This is a genomic window from Tardiphaga sp. 768_D3_N2_1 (assembly GCF_052076105.1).
GTDB lineage: Bacteria > Pseudomonadota > Alphaproteobacteria > Rhizobiales > Xanthobacteraceae > Tardiphaga.
The window spans coordinates 2,362,609-2,377,033 of the sequence record NZ_CP197245.1 but is presented as its reverse complement, the minus strand read 5'-3'; the positions used below and the strand labels follow the sequence as shown (position 1 = coordinate 2,377,033).

Here is a 14,425-nt window from a genome sequence, read left to right as displayed (position 1 = left end):
GGCGTTATTTGGCCAGTGGTGAACAGAAAGGATGGTCACATGAAAAAGGCAGCATTGATCCTGGCCACTGTCGCAGCCATTGGCGCGACCGCCATTGCGGCGCCGGCTGAAGCGCGCGGATGGGGGCGAGGTTGGGGACCGGGTCCCGCAATCGGCTTTGGTATTGCCGCAGGTGCGCTGGCCGCGGGGGCTTATGGCGCGTACGGACCGTATGGCTATGGGCCACGATATTATGGCTACGGTCCCGACTACGGCTATTACCGGCCGCGCTATTATCGGCCGGCTTATTATGGCGGCTACTATGGTCCCGGCCCCTATGCCTATGGCGGGCCGCGCTACTATCGCAGCTACGGCTATTGGTAGGCGCTGAACAATATCAGGGCCCGGAGCATTGCTTCGGGCCTTTTGCGTTGCACGCAGTGAGGCGCACTCAGCGACTTGATTCAATAAAGAGCCCGCCAGACAATAGCGGGCTCTTTATTGAATGCTGCTGCGCGAACAAATCGCGGCTAGTGCCGTACGCGACGCTCCTGACGTGGTGTCACGAATTCATTCCAGTCGGTGGCACGTACCTTTTCGATCGTGGTCTCATAATAGTCTTCACGTTCGCGCTGAAACTTTGCCTGCTTCTCGCGAAATTCTGCCACCCGCCGTTCCATGTCGGCGCGTGCCGCTGAAATTCTTTCTTCGTTCATTCTCTTCTCTTCGTTTCGCTCCCCGAGGAGAGCATTGATGCCGAATGCGGCATCAATCCGATCTTTGCAAGGCGGCCGGTGGATAAGTCGCAGCGCGCAACGCTCACGCAACTCAACCGGCCATCTCTGCCGAATCGCCGGCAAAGCAAAACCTCGCGTCAGGCTATGAGGCGAGGTTGGATATCCTGATGGCGATGTAACGGCGAAGATGGCGAAAGGTTCCGCTAGTTTGCGGTCTCCAGAGCGAGGGCCTGTTCGAAATCCCGCATCCGCGCGTTGACCCAGTCTTCGTCCTGACAACTCAACAACAGCATTTCCCGCTCTGCCTTGCGGCAGAATTCCGGATCCGGGTCGATGCTCTTCCAAAGCTCGATACGTGCCTGCAAGTCCATGTCAGTCTCCCTGTTTTCCAGCCGCGTATGCCCCGCCAACCCGGCGATTCCTGTGACGTCGCGATAAAACATTGGCGAATGATGTTCTCTATTTGTTCTAGTTCACGTCAGCCGTTCTGTCCATCGGGATCTCGCTGCGGCAGATTGGAATGCACGAAAATTCTGCAGGGGATGGTGCGATCCGGGGCTCCCGATTTTGATCGCGATGGAGAGTGTCATTGTCATCGGTTATAAGGCCGCTCGATCGGGGCCTTTTGCTTCGGCGTCTGTCCAGGAGAGCTGCATGAGCAAACAGGCAATGCGCGAAGAAGCCGAGCGTCTGATCCGCGAGACCATGGAGCGCAAGGCGCTGGTGGTGAAGCAGGGCGATACGAGGATCATGTCGACATGCGGCAAATGCGGTGCGGCGAACAAGGTTTCCGCGCCAAAGGGCGTCGCCCGGGTGTCTTTCACCTGCAAGGAGTGCGGTCACGAGCAGGTCACGCTCTGACCCTATGCTGAAGCCGGAAGTCGGCGCGAAAATTGCTTTGTATTTCGTGGTGGTCCGGGGCAATAATTGCAGTAACGGCTCGGACAGAGCCGGCTGCAAAAATTGAAGGGCGTGAACGAATTACCCTTGGACCGGTGCGTATTTGCTGTGTTGGGGACGACCATGCGTTTTTGGGTTTTGGGGACTTTCGGAATTTCTCTGGTGGCGTTGGCCACACCATGTGCCGCTCAGTCCATTCGGACAGCTGAACCGCTCATCCTGGCACCTTATGAAAGCGCGCTGGTCCAGGACGGGTCATGTGCGGCCGGCAAGATCCTGAAGGTCACCGGCGCCATTCGCGGCCTGCGCCGTAAGAAGCTTTGCATCCCGCTTAATGAAATCCAGGCCTCGCTAGGCTCGGTTGTTCAATAGCCGCTCGCGGCAAGGGTTGCTTTGGCTCGACGGCTTTCCGAGATTGCGTCAATCGCCTGTTAACGCTGGAGCAAGCACGCGCTTGGGCGGTGCGGGTGAGGTGTTACCCTCTCTGTATGATCAGTCTCGTCCCAGTCGCCGCCGTCCTGGCGTCCGAACGCGGCGTCCGGCCGGCGCCGGTGATCGATTCCAGCGACGCGTCGCAACGTGACTACTGGGCCTATCGGCTGAGCGTCTCGCCGACCGAATTGAACGCCGCGATCGAAAAGGTCGGCTCCTCGGTTGCCGCCGTGCGGCGTCACCTCGGTAAATAACCCGGACAGACAGACCGTCCCTCAAACAGATCGCCCCTCGAGTTGAAGCCCAAGGCGAAAGCCCGCCGCGGGAGGATGGGGCTTCCTGAAAACAGGGCATCGGAGAAGCTGTTCCGGCCTTACATCCGGTCGTGCCCGGCTTCGTTGCGCAGCGTTGTTCGAATACGCGTCTGTATGGCTTCGTAGTAAACGTCGCGCTCGTGAGTTATCTGGGCTTGGCGAGCCCTGAATGAAGCAACGCGCTTGAGGATCTCGGCCCGTTCGGATGGACCGGAATAGAGCGGGTTTCTCCGAGCAGGAGACGACGCGTTGGTTGGAGCAGCAACGGGAACGGCTTGCGAACCACGCTCCGAGGTCTCACTTGCCGCACTAGCCGCTTCTACAATCAAAGCAGAGGTCGTCGAATGATCGGCGTTCGCAATAGCAGGCGAGGTGAAGACTTCCGTTGAACCGGACGCTTGCGACGGTGTGTGGGTCGGCGGTTGCCAGATCTTCAGCCGCTGGGCCGCGACCGGATGCGCCGCAGCGACCTCCTGTACGAATGCGAGCGTCTGCGCGACCAGTCGGTCACGCTCTTCTTTCCAAGATGCCATGACGCGTTTCCCCAATCCCGCATGCATTGTCTGCGAAGTGCGGGCTCGACGTCAATCGAATTGCATCTCTTCGGTGGATGATCGCGTTGCCGCGCTTGCGGCGCATGGATGTTATCGCTAGTGCGGAACAAACGGGAGATTTCCATGGCCAAGATCGATCTGGACTCACTGAGTATCGAGGAACTTGCGGCACTGCGTGATCATGCATCCGACAAGCTGGCGGAAAAAGTTGCTGCACGTCAGGCTGAGCTCGAAGCCGAGCTCGATAAGCTGGCGCAGTACGGCAAGTCCGTGAAGAAGTCTCAGGCAACGCCGGTGGCGAAGCCGAAGAAGGACGATCTGCCTAAGAGCGAACCCTCTGCCGACGTTTCGCGGGCTGCATAAAAGATTTCGTAAATCGGTATTTAGTTACTTGAGGGCGGAGCGCATTCCAGCTTCCGCCTCGATATTTCATTTTGATGCGGTGTTTTGACACCGCAACCATTTTATTTAATTGACGCACGCTGGGCGCATATTTGCGCGCCTCGGGGAAGGAGTGCGGACATATTTGATCGGAGCCTATTTATGCCGACCCCTGATATCAAATCTCTTTCGGTTCCCGAACTCCTCGCATTGCGGCAGGAGATCGACAAGCAGCTGCAAGCCCATCGTGCCGAATTGCAGGCGCAACTCGCGCAGATCAGAAGCGTCGACAGCAGAACCAGCCACGTCAAAGGCATCAAGGTTCCGCCGAAGTATCGCCATCCCAAAACGGGAGAGACCTGGACCGGGCGCGGCGGTGTTGCGGGCTGGCTCGCGAAAGAGATCGCCGCCGGTCGCAAGCGGGAAGACTTTTTGATCGACAAGCCCGCCAGGAACGGACGCGCTAAAGCGAAATAGATCCTGGAAACGTGATCGCTAAGCAAAACATGCGTTGAGCCCGACAGGATGGCACCAGATCCCGGTCTGCGGCATTGTCGTCGGATCACTTCCTCTCGGACCTTCCAATGATTGCAACTGACCTTCGCACTGGCGTGGACCGTCTTGGCGAGATGATCGCCGAGTCCAGAACCATCGTGCCGTTCACCGGCGCGGGGATCTCGACCGAAACGGGCATTCCCGACTTTCGTTCGCCTGGTGGCTTGTGGACCCGTAACCAGCCAATTCCGTTCGACGAGTTCGTCGCCAGCCAGGCCGCGCGCGATGAAGCCTGGCGCCGGCGCTTTGCGATGGAAGAAATATTTGCTGCGGCGAAACCAGGTCGCGGGCATAGCGCACTCGCCTCACTCTACAAGGCCGGCAAGATTCCCGCTGTGATCACCCAGAACATCGACAACCTGCATCAGAGGTCCGGCTTCAAGGCTGACGCTGTGATCGAACTTCACGGCAATACGACCTACGCGCGCTGCATTGGTTGTCAGAAGCGCTATGAACTCGACTGGGTGAAGAGCAGATTCGATTCCGAAAGACGGGCGCCAGACTGCACGGCATGCGGCGAGCCCGTGAAGGCTGCGACGATCTCATTCGGTCAGGCGATGCCTGAACATGAAATGCGTCGCGCAGCCGAGCTATCGCAACACTGCGATCTGTTCATTGCGATTGGATCGTCGCTCGTCGTGTGGCCCGCAGCGGGATTCCCGATGATGGCGAAACATGCCGGCGCACGCCTTGTCATCATCAACAATGAGGCGACGGAGCAGGACGATCACGCTGACCTTGTTATTCGCCACGATATTGGCGAAACGCTCGGACCGTTCGTCGGAAATTGATGGGCATCTGATTCGTTTGAGCGCAAGCTGTTCATAGCTGCCACTGTGTTCGTTTTTTGTCTTTGCTGATCAGGCGACAGTGTTATCTTCGAATCGAAAGATTCGCACCGCGCCATCGTGAATTAGCATCGATGGGGTATGTGAGATGGCGCTGACAGGGCTGACAGCGCAAATGATAGTGGGATCCGGGGCCATGGGGTCGGACGCATTTGAGTCCAAGCGGTTGGGGGTACTGATTCCTGGAGCGGGTAATCCGCGAGCAGGGAATGAGCACTCAGGCAACGCAAGCCGCGATACACTCGACCCCTTCGCGGGTGTCGGCGAAGGCAACGCAGTCGATCTTGTCGAGATCAGCGGTGTCATCAAGTGGTTCGATGCCTCCAAGGGTTATGGCTTCATCATTCCCGATAATGGCGCTGCCGATGTGCTCCTGCATGTAACCGTGCTTCGCCGCGACGGCTACCAGACGGCCTATGAAGGTGCGCGCGTGGTCGTGGAATGCACCCAGCGGTCCAAGGGCTATCAGGCTTTCCGCGTTGTCTCGATGGACGAGTCGACTGCCATCCATCCCGCGCAGATGTTGCCGCCGCGCACCCATGTCAGCGTGACACCCACGAGTGGTCTCGAGCGGGCGCAGGTGAAGTGGTTCAACCGTCTGCGTGGCTTCGGCTTCCTCAGCTGCGGCGAAGGCACCCCTGATATCTTCGTTCATATGGAAACCCTTCGTCGCTTCGGTATGACCGAGCTGCGTCCCGGCCAGTATGTGCTGGTGCGCTTCGGGCCCGGTTCCAAGGGCATGATGGCTGCCGAGATCCAGCCCGAAGGTGGTACGCCCGGCCTGTCGTCGCACTAACCCGTCCGCGGTTTTCCAGGTTTCTTGCAGGTCTGCTGCGGGCTTTGCCGCTATGGGCTATCACGCGGCTGTGCATGACGACCGTCTGGCGCTGGCATACATCGTCAGGCTAGGGTCGCGCCGCCCGACGTCCCGATCGGGCTTTTGCGTGGATTGCCCTTCATGAGTCTGTTTTGTTTCGCCGCCCGCTGTCGCCTCTCGATGCTGGCCGCGATCGCCGCTTTGGCCCTTGTCGCCCATCAGGCGCCTGCCTCCGCCGCTGAATTCCAGCCGCTCGAAATCGTGACCAGGTCAGGCGTGCGGACGTTCTCCGTCGAAATCGCCAAGACCGACGAAGAACGCGCCACCGGGCTGATGTACCGCAAGGAGCTCGCGGATGGCCGCGGTATGCTGTTCGACTTCAACCCGGAACAGCAGATCTCCATGTGGATGAAGAACACCTTCGTCTCGCTCGACATGATCTTCGTTGGCGGCGATGGCCGGGTGCTTCGGATCGCGGAGAATACCGAGCCGCAATCGCTCAAGATCATTTCCTCGGGCGGTCCGGCACGGGCGGTTCTCGAAGTGGTCGCAGGCACGGCCAAAAAATATGGGATCGCGCCGGGAGACCAAGTGGTCCATCCGCTGTTCAAGAAGCGTTAAGTCTTTGAATTCAATGGGAGATGGTCGGGGCACAAGGATTCGAACCTTGGACCTGCGGTACCCAAAACCGCCGCGCTACCAGGCTGCGCTATACCCCGACGATGCGGTGTCGATACACGCTTAGGCGGGGGGCAGCAAGGCATCTGCCGGCGATTTCTCGTCTGTCCCCACCACCTTCGACAACGGGCCTATTCGGCCGCCTTGGATGGCGGTGCCTGCTGTGCCGATGCAGCGGGGGCGGCCGGCTTCGGCAGCGGCTTGTCCTGCTTCTTCGACCACGAGATATAATAGGCCACCAGCGTCATGATGCCGATGCCAGCCGCGCTGACGAACAGCTGCGCCAGGAACGAACCCGACGACATCATCAGCTGGAAGTGGCCGACGAAGGACAGGAACACGCCGACGCAGAACACGGCGAGCGACTGCTGGCCGCATTTGATCAGCGGCTGGAACACCGGCCACTCAAGGCCTTTCCATTCCTTCGGCACGAAGCGGGTGACGAAGAAGGCGATGATCACGAAGTGCAGCACGCGATAGGGCGCGAGGTTGGTTTTGTCGTTCGGATTGAACGCGTCGAACAACCAGTCCGGCATGATCATGCGGCCGGTGTCCGGGAATCGACCGGCCATGGTCATGACAAGCGAGAACAAGAGATAAGCGATACCGAAATACAGTAGCACCTTGGAGCGGATCACCGAGCGTGACTCGAGCGCGCCGCCGAGCGCGAACCACGCGCCGAACACAAACAGCAATTGCCAGGTGAACGGGTTGAAGTACCAGACGCCGTAAGGATAGGCGGGCAGATTCCAGCCGAACTGGCGGGCCGCGAAATACAGCGCCAGTGAGGCCAGCATCGTCAGGTCCGGCTTGCGCAGCATCATCCACAGCACCGGCGGGAATAGGCCCATCAACACGATATAGAGCGGCAGCACGTCGAGGTTGAGCGGCTTGAACTTGAGGAGCAGGCCCTGCGTCAGCGTCTGGATCGGATTGTCGACGAGGCCGGCAACGTTGAACTCGTTGATGATGTCGGGGTCGTTATAGCGCTGCGCCACATAGCCGATGGCGGCGATATAGATCACGAACAGGATGACGTGGGCGACATAGAGCTGCCAGACCCGTTTGGTCAGGCGGGTGGCGCCGACGATGAAGCCACGCTCCAGCATCATCTTGGCGTAGACGAAGGACGCCGTGTAGCCGGAGATGAAGACGAACAGATCGGCGGCGTCGGAGAAGCCATAGTTCCGGGTAGTGACCCAGTTCACCACATTGTCGGGGATGTGATCGAGGTAGATCGCCCAGTTGGCGATGCCGCGAAACAGGTCCAGCCGCAGGTCGCGGCCTTTGGGGGGAAGAATGGCGTGAATGTCCATGGGTGTCGCTTCAGGAGCCGTTCATGATGCCGAATTGCGAGATCAGATAGACCGCTTCGTGCCCCGATTGTCACGACGCCGTGGAACGAATATACACAATAACGAAGCCGCCAAACGACGGAATCACGGATCAAATTCGTGACAACTGGATATACCAGCGCCGCCGTTTTCACCAATTTGTCGCAGTGTCGCAGCTGACCAAGGCCGATCCCGAGACGCTTGTCCCGAGACGAAGGCCCATCCTTTAAAGGCTATCGCATTCCATGACCGCACGTATCTTCAAAGCCCCCAAGAACGCCATGCAGGCCGGCCTTGCCAAGACCAAGGACTGGCAGCTCGATTACGAGCCGGAGCAGGCGCGGGTGATCGAGCCCTTGATGGGCTGGACGTCGTCCAGTGACATGAAGCAGCAGCTGTCCATCCACTTTGACAATAAGGAAGAGGCGGTCGCCTATTGTGAGCGCGAAGGCATTGCGTATCAGGTGATCGAGCCCAAGGTGCGCGCGCCCCGGACCGTTGCCTATGCCGACAATTTTGCGTTCCGCCGCTCGGAGCCGTGGTCGCACTGACGACAGGTTGCGGGCAAATCAGCCCCCATAACGCTCCCGATCTCACCCTGACCAGCATCGAAAGTTAGGGTTGCATCCCGCCACGACGGGATGACACCATCATGGCAGGCCCGTTGCCGGGCCGCCGTGCAAACAAGAAACAGACCCTGCAGGAAACGGAAGCCGATGTCGCTTCGCTCCACGATCGATCCCACCTCGGCCGAGTTCAAACGCAATGTCGATGTGATGAAGGCGCAGGTCGCCGAGCTCAAAGACAAGCTCGGTGCGGTCGCCGGGGGCGGCGGCAAAGCGTCCCGCGCCAAGCACACCGCGCGCGGCAAGATGCTGGCCCGCGAACGTGTCGATCTGCTGATCGATCCCGGCACGGCCTTCCTCGAACTCTCGCCGCTGGCCGCCAACGGCCTCTATGGTGGCGATGTCCACTCCGCCAGCGTCATCACCGGTGTCGGCCGGGTGTCGGGCAGGGAATGCATGATCGTCGCCAATGATGCGACCATCAAGGGCGGCACCTACTATCCGATGACGGTGAAGAAGCATCTGCGGGCGCAGGACATTGCGCGACAGAACAATCTGCCGTGTATTTATATGGTGGACTCCGGCGGCGCATTTTTGCCGCAGCAGGACGACATCTTCCCGGATGAACGCCATTTCGGCCGCATCTTCTACAACCAGGCTCAGATGTCAGCGCAAGGCATTCCGCAGATTGCCGTGGTGATGGGCTCGTGCACTGCCGGCGGCGCCTATATGCCGGCTATGTCTGACGAGAGCATCATCGTGCGCAATCAAGGCACGATCTTCCTGGGCGGTCCGCCGCTTGTGAAGGCCGCAACCGGCGAGGTGGTCACGGCCGAAGAACTTGGCGGCGCGGATGTGCATTCGCGGCAGTCTGGCGTCACCGATCACTACGCACAGAACGACGGCCACGCCATCGGCATCGCGCGAAAAATCGTCGCGACGCTGAAACCACCACAGCGGGCCACACTGAACATGCAGCCGTCCCGCGATCCCTTGTACGCGGCGGAAGAACTCTACGGCGTCATTCCCGCTGACGCGCGCAAGCCGTTCGACATGCACGACGTCATCGCGCGGATCGTCGACGGCTCCGAATTCGATGAGTTCAAGAAGCTCTACGGCACCACATTGATTTGCGGCTTCGCGCATATCTGGGGCTTCCCGGTCGGCATCATCGCTAACAACGGAATCCTGTTCAGCGAGAGTTCGCTGAAGGGCGCGCATTTCATCGAGCTCTGCTGCCAGCGCAACATTCCGCTGGTGTTCCTGCAGAACATCACCGGCTTCATGGTCGGCAAGAAATACGAAGCCGGCGGCATTGCGCGTGATGGCGCCAAGCTGGTGACAGCCGTCGCCACGGCCAACGTCCCGAAATTCACCGTGGTGGTCGGTGGCTCCTATGGCGCCGGCAATTACGGCATGTGCGGCCGCGCCTACAGCCCGCGGTTCCTGTGGATGTGGCCCAACGCCCGCATCTCGGTGATGGGCGGCGAGCAAGCGGCGATGGTGCTGAGCCAGCTGCGCCGCGACAACATCGAAGCCAAGGGCGGCACCTGGTCGACCGAAGAGGAGGAAGCGTTTCGCAAGCCGACACGTGATCAGTTCGAGACCCAGGGCAGTCCATATTACGCGACGGCGCGTCTTTGGGATGACGGCGTGATTGATCCCGCAGATACGCGCCTCGTACTCGGACTTGGATTGTCAGCGTCGGCCAATGCGCCGATCGAGCCGACGCGCTTCGGCCTGTTCAGGATGTGATGATGGCCAAAGCCGAAATTTCAAAAGCGTTATATCGCCGCTTTCGCACGCTCCTGATCGCCAATCGCGGCGAGATAGCCTGCCGCGTCATCCGCACGGCGCGCGCCATGGGCTTGCGCACCGTCGCCGTCTATTCCGAGGCAGATGCCAATGCGCTGCATGTCGCGGAAGCCGACGAAGCCGTGTTGATCGGCCCGGCGCGTGCGCGCGACAGCTATCTTAATATCGAGCGCATTCTCGAAGCTGCAAAGAAGACCGGCGCTGAGGCGATCCATCCCGGCTACGGCTTTCTCTCCGAAAGCGCCGAGTTCGCGCAGGCTTGCGCCGATGCCGGACTGATCTTCGTGGGGCCGACGGCCGACATGATCACCGCCATGGGCTCGAAGTCCGGCTCCAAGGCGCTGATGGAGAAGGCCGGCGTGCCACTGGTGCCGGGATTCCATGGCGAAGCGCAGGACGACGCGACGCTGGCCAAGGCGGCCGACAAGATCGGCTTCCCGGTTCTGGTGAAGGCTTCAGCCGGCGGCGGCGGGCGTGGCATGCGCGTGGTGCGCTCGGCGGCTGAACTGGCTCCGGCCATCGTCAGCGCCAAGCGCGAGGCACTGGCGGCGTTCGGTGACGATCGCATGCTGATCGAAAAATATGTCGATAATCCCCGCCACATCGAGGTGCAGATCGTTGGCGACAGTCATGGCAATCTGGTCTCGCTGTTTGAGCGCGAATGCACGCTGCAGCGCCGGCATCAGAAGGTGATCGAAGAGGCGCCGTCGCCGACATTGAACGATACCCAGCGCGAAGCGGTCTGCGGGGCGGCCCGCAAGGCGGCTGGCGCGGTGAATTATGTGGGCGCTGGCACCATCGAATTCGTCTCCGACGGCAAGGATGTGTTTTTCATCGAGATGAACACGCGCCTGCAGGTCGAGCATCCCGTCACCGAACTGATCACCTCGGTCGATCTCGTCGAATGGCAATTGCGTGTAGCATTCGGCGAAAAGCTTCCGCTGACGCAAGACCAGATCAAGCTCAACGGCCACGCCATTGAAGCGCGCGTTTATGCGGAGAATCCGCACAAGAACTTCATGCCGTCGGTGGGCAGGATCCGCACCTGGCGTATGCCTGCTGAAACCAGCGGTCTCCGCATCGACGCCGGCTATCGCGAGGGTGACGCGGTGTCGCCGAATTACGACGCCATGCTTGCCAAGGTGATCGCCTGGGCACCGACGCGCGATGCAGCCATCAACCGGCTCAATCGTGGGCTGGAAGAAACCGACATTCGCGGCATTGTCACCAACACGCCGTTTCTGTCAGCGCTGGTCACCCATCCGGACGTGCGTGCCAATACCATCGATACTGGTTTCATCGAGCGTGAATTGAAGGTGCTGACGCCGGCTTCGGCGGCGCCCGGCGATCTCGAACTATGCGCGGCTGTCGCCGTCATCGTCTCGAGCGAAGAGCAGGCAGCACGGGCTGCCGGCACCTCGCCCTGGCAGACGGCTGGCTGGATGCCGGTTGGGCGTCGTCAGCGCGTGTTCAAGTTCAAGCATGGTTCGGACGAGCAGCGCGTGACGTTGCATTATGGCAGCGGTCCTGCAACGATTTCGATCGGCGCTCGCGAACTGGAGTTTGAAGCGTCTGCGGCCGATGACGGGCATTTCGATCTGATGCTGGATGGAGCGCGCTCGCACATCGTTTCGGTGATCGAAGGCCATGAACTCTACCTGCGCACGCGTCACGGCCGTTTCGACCTGCATTGGGTCGATCCGTTCGGCGGCGACGATGAAGAGCAGGTCGGCGAAGACAAGATCGTCGCGCCGTTGCCGGGCACCGTCGTGGCGTTGCTGGCCGAGGAGGGCGCCAGTTTGGAGAAGGGCGCTGCCATCCTTACCTTGGAAGTCATGAAGATGGAGCAGACCCTGCGCGCGCCGTTCGCCGGCGTGCTCAAGCGCATCAAGTGCAAGGTCGGCGATATCGTTGGAGAAGGTGTCGAGCTCGCGGAAGTCGAGCCGAGCGCCTGATCTTCTGAAAGACGTGTGAGATTGAAACAAGCATGAGTGATCAGGTTCGGATCGTCGAGGTCGGCCCGCGCGACGGTTTGCAGAATGAAAAGACGCCGGTGTCGGTCGAGGACCGCATCGCCTTTGTGAGGGCGCTGGTCGGGGCTGGGCTGCATACGGTCGAGGTCGGCTCGTTCGTGTCGCCCAAAGCGATCCCGAAGATGATGGGATCGGATCAGGTATTTCTCGGCGTGCGCGATTTGCCCGGCGAATTCCATGTGCTGGTGCCCAACGAGAAGGGCTATGAGGGCGCGAAGGCGGTCGGCGCGAAAGTCATCGCGGTATTCGCCTCGGCTTCCGAAGGTTTTTCGCGTGCCAACATCAATTGCTCGGTCGCCGAATCCATCGAGCGCTTCAAGCCGGTTATTGAACGCGCCAGGGCCGACGGCATCCGTGTGCGCGGTTACGTGTCCTGTGTGCTGGGCTGCCCCTATGACGGCGACGTCGCGCCGCAGGCCGTCGTGGACGTTTCGAAGACGCTGTTTGATCTGGGTTGCTACGAAGTCTCGCTCGGCGACACGATCGGTGTCGGGACGCCGTCGAAGGCGCGGCAGATGCTGCGCGCCGTTGCGGGTTCGGTTCCCATGCCGAAGCTCGCGATGCACTTCCACGACACTTACGGTCAGGCGCTGGCTAATCTCTATGCCGGGATGGAGGAAGGCTGTCGCGTTGTCGACAGCGCTTCCGGCGGTCTCGGCGGCTGTCCTTATGCACCTGGTGCGACCGGCAATGTCGGCACCGAAGATGTGGTCTACATGCTGGAAGGCATGGGGATTGCCACAGGCGTCGATATGAACAAGCTGCTTGCTGCGACCAATACCATCAGCGCTCTGATCGGACGCCCGCCGGTCAGTCGTGTCGCTTCGGCCCTCAACGCGAAGACGCGCTGAGGGCCCCGGCGTACGACGGCATACGTCAGGCCGGGACCTCCAGTGCGAGCTTGAGGAGGTTCGCGGTGAGCGGCGTCTTGGCGACGTAGTCCTTCCACGCCGTATCGCGCGCGATATCGCGCCATTTGCCGACGGTCGCAGCATCGAGCGCGCTGACCTTGGCGCCAGCATTTTCATAGACCCTGGCCACTTCGACATCGTCCTGCTGCGCGCCTGTCTTGCCGAAGGCTTCCATCTCGGCGCCGACCGAGATCAGAATATCCTGATGTGCTTTCGGCAACTTGTCGAACACCGCCTTGGACATCATCAGAGGCTCAAGCATGAACCAGTAGGACGCACCCGCGCCGGAAGTCAGATGCTTGGCGACCTCGCTCAGCTTGAATGAGATGAGACTGGTTGATGACGTGATGCCGGCATCGCAGGCGCCGCTCTTCATTGCTGCGTAAATTTCGTTTGACGGCATTGAGAGTACGCGCGCACCGGCAGTCTGCAGCATCATGTTCATCTCGCGCGAACCGCCGCGTACTGTGAGACCTTTGGCGTCCTCAGGGGCAACCAGCGGGCGTGAACGGCTAGCCACACCGCCGGCCTGCCAGACCCAGGTCAGCAGCATGATGCCCTTGTCGGCGAGAATGTCGCTCAGTGCCTTGCCGATCGGCAGGTTCTTCCAGCGCAAGCCCTGATCGTAGGTCGAGACCAGACCGGGCATCAGGCCGATATTGGCCTCCGGCAATTCATTGCCGGCATAGGGCAGAGGATAAAGGCTGAGATCGAGAGTCCCTTTGCGCATGGCGGAAAATTGCGCATCCGCCTTGATCAGCGACGAATCCGGATAAACCTCGGCAACAAGGTCGCCGCCACTCTGCTTGGCAATGGCGGCTGCGAACGTGCGGACCAGACGGTCGCGGAAATCGCCGTTGTCGATGGTTCCGCCGGGAAACTGGTGCGAGATCTTCAGTGTGGTCGCTGCCTGCGCCGTACCGATACCACAACGAAGGATCGCAGACGCGGCCAGGGCCGATCCAAGGATGTGGCGCCGAGTCAGCATACGTAACTCCTGAAAGTGTTCGCCTGGTGCCGGGCGGGACAAAATGCGCCCGCGTCCTGTTGCTCCGTCACCGCGTGCCCCTTCGTTTATACATTCCGAACCGGCGGGCAAGTGATGTTGCGTCGCACGCAACGGCTATCGGATGCGTCATCAAGACTTTTTTTGATGCGACGTAACAAACCGGGATCTCCGTACGTCTGGTTCATAGCGACAGATGTCGCGCTTCAGAAATGGATCAGAGGAAGAACATCATGACCATCTCCACCAGGTTTGCGCTCGGCGCGTCTGCCGCTCTCGTCTCACTCAGCCTCGCGCTGGCGCCTGCTGCGTTCGCTCAGGACAAGATGAGCAAGGATGACGGCATGAAGAAGGACACTATGTCGAAGGGCGATGGAATGAAGAAGGATGCCATGTCTCACGACGGGATGAAGAAGGACGATGGCATGAAAAAAGACGGCATGATGAAGAAGGACGACGGAATGATGAAGAAGTAACGCCTTCACTTGCATCGTTGTGACGGGCCCGTCCGTGCGACGGGCTTGTCATGTTGCGCTGCTCGTTGCTGGACCTGAAAACTCGGCAT

Annotated in this window: 19 protein-coding genes and 1 tRNA gene; 14 read left to right on the top strand and 6 right to left on the bottom strand. The window is 60.2% G+C overall.

Annotated features, from left to right (window positions below; all coding sequences use genetic code 11):
• Positions 1–39: 39 nt before the first annotated feature.
• Entirely contained in the window at positions 40–363 is a 324-nt protein-coding gene (locus AB8A27_RS10975) for a hypothetical protein (RefSeq protein WP_441241919.1), read from the top strand.
• A gap of 146 nt (positions 364–509) precedes the next feature.
• On the opposite strand, the gene AB8A27_RS10970 is transcribed toward AB8A27_RS10975, so the two are convergent.
• Positions 510–695, bottom strand: coding sequence for a hypothetical protein (locus AB8A27_RS10970; protein WP_139069921.1), 186 nt, complete (start codon positions 693–695; stop codon positions 510–512).
• A 224-nt stretch (positions 696–919) separates the two neighbouring features.
• Entirely contained in the window at positions 920–1,159 is a 240-nt protein-coding gene (locus AB8A27_RS10965; protein ID WP_441241918.1) for a hypothetical protein, read from the bottom strand.
• A gap of 211 nt (positions 1,160–1,370) precedes the next feature.
• Here AB8A27_RS10965 and AB8A27_RS10960 point away from each other — a divergent pair, with 211 nt between their 5' ends.
• The 3 genes from AB8A27_RS10960 to AB8A27_RS10950 all read left to right on the top strand — a co-directional run bounded on the left by AB8A27_RS10960 (position 1,371) and on the right by AB8A27_RS10950 (position 2,302).
• The gene (locus AB8A27_RS10960) at positions 1,371–1,577 is read left to right on the top strand and encodes a hypothetical protein (protein WP_441241917.1); all 207 of its coding nucleotides are present in this window, start codon (positions 1,371–1,373) and stop codon (positions 1,575–1,577) included.
• Between the two features lie 162 nt (positions 1,578–1,739).
• Positions 1,740–1,988 carry a DUF6719 family protein gene (locus AB8A27_RS10955; protein WP_068736508.1) on the top strand — a complete coding sequence of 83 codons (249 nt, stop codon included), beginning with the start codon at positions 1,740–1,742 and terminating at the stop codon, positions 1,986–1,988.
• A 116-nt stretch (positions 1,989–2,104) separates the two neighbouring features.
• Positions 2,105–2,302: a DUF3606 domain-containing protein gene (locus tag AB8A27_RS10950; protein WP_068736505.1), complete on the top strand. Its 198-nt coding sequence runs from the start codon at positions 2,105–2,107 to the stop codon at positions 2,300–2,302.
• A 119-nt stretch (positions 2,303–2,421) separates the two neighbouring features.
• On the opposite strand, the gene AB8A27_RS10945 is transcribed toward AB8A27_RS10950, so the two are convergent.
• Positions 2,422–2,895: a hypothetical protein gene (locus tag AB8A27_RS10945; RefSeq protein WP_441241916.1), complete on the bottom strand. Its 474-nt coding sequence runs from the start codon at positions 2,893–2,895 to the stop codon at positions 2,422–2,424.
• Positions 2,896–3,039: 144 nt separating this feature from the next.
• Between AB8A27_RS10945 and AB8A27_RS10940 the strand changes: the two genes are divergently transcribed.
• The 5 genes from AB8A27_RS10940 to AB8A27_RS10920 all read left to right on the top strand — a co-directional run bounded on the left by AB8A27_RS10940 (position 3,040) and on the right by AB8A27_RS10920 (position 6,138).
• Positions 3,040–3,279 (top strand): hypothetical protein, encoded by a 240-nt coding sequence (locus tag AB8A27_RS10940; RefSeq protein ID WP_092143260.1) that lies wholly within the window; start codon positions 3,040–3,042, stop codon positions 3,277–3,279.
• Between the two features lie 180 nt (positions 3,280–3,459).
• Positions 3,460–3,774 (top strand): H-NS histone family protein, encoded by a 315-nt coding sequence (locus AB8A27_RS10935; protein WP_441241915.1) that lies wholly within the window; start codon positions 3,460–3,462, stop codon positions 3,772–3,774.
• A gap of 107 nt (positions 3,775–3,881) precedes the next feature.
• Complete coding sequence (locus AB8A27_RS10930; RefSeq protein ID WP_441241914.1) at positions 3,882–4,643, top strand: SIR2 family NAD-dependent protein deacylase; 762 nt, start codon at positions 3,882–3,884, stop codon at positions 4,641–4,643.
• 193 nt (positions 4,644–4,836) lie between these two features.
• Positions 4,837–5,496: a cold-shock protein gene (locus AB8A27_RS10925; RefSeq protein WP_175500351.1), complete on the top strand. Its 660-nt coding sequence runs from the start codon at positions 4,837–4,839 to the stop codon at positions 5,494–5,496.
• A 201-nt stretch (positions 5,497–5,697) separates the two neighbouring features.
• Positions 5,698–6,138, top strand: coding sequence for a DUF192 domain-containing protein (locus AB8A27_RS10920; RefSeq protein WP_441244883.1), 441 nt, complete (start codon positions 5,698–5,700; stop codon positions 6,136–6,138).
• A 21-nt stretch (positions 6,139–6,159) separates the two neighbouring features.
• Here AB8A27_RS10920 and AB8A27_RS10915 read toward each other — a convergent pair.
• Together AB8A27_RS10915 and AB8A27_RS10910 are read right to left on the bottom strand one after the other, a co-directional pair.
• A tRNA-Pro gene (locus AB8A27_RS10915) sits at positions 6,160–6,236 on the bottom strand.
• A gap of 90 nt (positions 6,237–6,326) precedes the next feature.
• Positions 6,327–7,511, bottom strand: coding sequence for an OpgC domain-containing protein (locus tag AB8A27_RS10910; RefSeq protein ID WP_441241913.1), 1,185 nt, complete (start codon positions 7,509–7,511; stop codon positions 6,327–6,329).
• A 263-nt stretch (positions 7,512–7,774) separates the two neighbouring features.
• Here AB8A27_RS10910 and AB8A27_RS10905 point away from each other — a divergent pair, with 263 nt between their 5' ends.
• The 4 genes from AB8A27_RS10905 (at position 7,775) to AB8A27_RS10890 (ending at position 12,794) form a co-directional block, all read left to right on the top strand.
• Positions 7,775–8,080, top strand: coding sequence for an ETC complex I subunit (locus AB8A27_RS10905; RefSeq protein ID WP_441241912.1), 306 nt, complete (start codon positions 7,775–7,777; stop codon positions 8,078–8,080).
• A gap of 165 nt (positions 8,081–8,245) precedes the next feature.
• A complete protein-coding gene (locus AB8A27_RS10900; protein ID WP_441241911.1) occupies positions 8,246–9,850 on the top strand; it encodes a carboxyl transferase domain-containing protein in 1,605 nt (534 codons plus the stop codon).
• Between the two features lie 2 nt (positions 9,851–9,852).
• A complete protein-coding gene (locus AB8A27_RS10895) occupies positions 9,853–11,865 on the top strand; it encodes an acetyl/propionyl/methylcrotonyl-CoA carboxylase subunit alpha (protein ID WP_441241910.1) in 2,013 nt (670 codons plus the stop codon).
• Positions 11,866–11,897: 32 nt separating this feature from the next.
• Complete coding sequence (locus AB8A27_RS10890; protein ID WP_441241909.1) at positions 11,898–12,794, top strand: hydroxymethylglutaryl-CoA lyase; 897 nt, start codon at positions 11,898–11,900, stop codon at positions 12,792–12,794.
• Positions 12,795–12,819: 25 nt separating this feature from the next.
• Here the strand turns inward: AB8A27_RS10890 and dctP are convergent, their stop codons facing one another.
• Entirely contained in the window at positions 12,820–13,842 is a 1,023-nt protein-coding gene (gene dctP, locus AB8A27_RS10885) for a TRAP transporter substrate-binding protein DctP (protein WP_441241908.1), read from the bottom strand.
• Positions 13,843–14,093: 251 nt separating this feature from the next.
• Between dctP and AB8A27_RS10880 the strand changes: the two genes are divergently transcribed.
• Positions 14,094–14,336 (top strand): pentapeptide MXKDX repeat protein, encoded by a 243-nt coding sequence (locus AB8A27_RS10880; RefSeq protein ID WP_441241907.1) that lies wholly within the window; start codon positions 14,094–14,096, stop codon positions 14,334–14,336.
• The last annotated feature ends 89 nt before the right edge of the window (positions 14,337–14,425 follow it).

What these genes read in the sequence shown, in the direction of transcription:
- AB8A27_RS10880 (WP_441241907.1), top strand. Translation starts at nt 14,094, where the DNA reads ATGACCATCTCCACCAGGTTTGCGCTCGGCGCGTCTGCCGCTCTCGTC.
- AB8A27_RS10975 (WP_441241919.1), top strand. Translation starts at nt 40, where the DNA reads ATGAAAAAGGCAGCATTGATCCTGGCCACTGTCGCAGCCATTGGCGCG.
- AB8A27_RS10895 (WP_441241910.1), top strand. Translation starts at nt 9,853, where the DNA reads ATGGCCAAAGCCGAAATTTCAAAAGCGTTATATCGCCGCTTTCGCACG.
- AB8A27_RS10960 (WP_441241917.1), top strand. Translation starts at nt 1,371, where the DNA reads ATGAGCAAACAGGCAATGCGCGAAGAAGCCGAGCGTCTGATCCGCGAG.
- AB8A27_RS10945 (WP_441241916.1), bottom strand. Translation starts at nt 2,895, where the DNA reads ATGGCATCTTGGAAAGAAGAGCGTGACCGACTGGTCGCGCAGACGCTC.
- AB8A27_RS10900 (WP_441241911.1), top strand. Translation starts at nt 8,246, where the DNA reads ATGTCGCTTCGCTCCACGATCGATCCCACCTCGGCCGAGTTCAAACGC.
- AB8A27_RS10925 (WP_175500351.1), top strand. Translation starts at nt 4,837, where the DNA reads ATGGGGTCGGACGCATTTGAGTCCAAGCGGTTGGGGGTACTGATTCCT.
- AB8A27_RS10890 (WP_441241909.1), top strand. Translation starts at nt 11,898, where the DNA reads ATGAGTGATCAGGTTCGGATCGTCGAGGTCGGCCCGCGCGACGGTTTG.
- AB8A27_RS10970 (WP_139069921.1), bottom strand. Translation starts at nt 695, where the DNA reads ATGAACGAAGAAAGAATTTCAGCGGCACGCGCCGACATGGAACGGCGG.
- AB8A27_RS10965 (WP_441241918.1), bottom strand. Translation starts at nt 1,159, where the DNA reads ATGTTTTATCGCGACGTCACAGGAATCGCCGGGTTGGCGGGGCATACG.
- AB8A27_RS10940 (WP_092143260.1), top strand. Translation starts at nt 3,040, where the DNA reads ATGGCCAAGATCGATCTGGACTCACTGAGTATCGAGGAACTTGCGGCA.
- AB8A27_RS10910 (WP_441241913.1), bottom strand. Translation starts at nt 7,511, where the DNA reads ATGGACATTCACGCCATTCTTCCCCCCAAAGGCCGCGACCTGCGGCTG.
- AB8A27_RS10950 (WP_068736505.1), top strand. Translation starts at nt 2,105, where the DNA reads ATGATCAGTCTCGTCCCAGTCGCCGCCGTCCTGGCGTCCGAACGCGGC.
- AB8A27_RS10955 (WP_068736508.1), top strand. Translation starts at nt 1,740, where the DNA reads ATGCGTTTTTGGGTTTTGGGGACTTTCGGAATTTCTCTGGTGGCGTTG.
- AB8A27_RS10930 (WP_441241914.1), top strand. Translation starts at nt 3,882, where the DNA reads ATGATTGCAACTGACCTTCGCACTGGCGTGGACCGTCTTGGCGAGATG.
- AB8A27_RS10920 (WP_441244883.1), top strand. Translation starts at nt 5,698, where the DNA reads ATGCTGGCCGCGATCGCCGCTTTGGCCCTTGTCGCCCATCAGGCGCCT.
- AB8A27_RS10935 (WP_441241915.1), top strand. Translation starts at nt 3,460, where the DNA reads ATGCCGACCCCTGATATCAAATCTCTTTCGGTTCCCGAACTCCTCGCA.
- dctP (WP_441241908.1), bottom strand. Translation starts at nt 13,842, where the DNA reads ATGCTGACTCGGCGCCACATCCTTGGATCGGCCCTGGCCGCGTCTGCG.
- AB8A27_RS10905 (WP_441241912.1), top strand. Translation starts at nt 7,775, where the DNA reads ATGACCGCACGTATCTTCAAAGCCCCCAAGAACGCCATGCAGGCCGGC.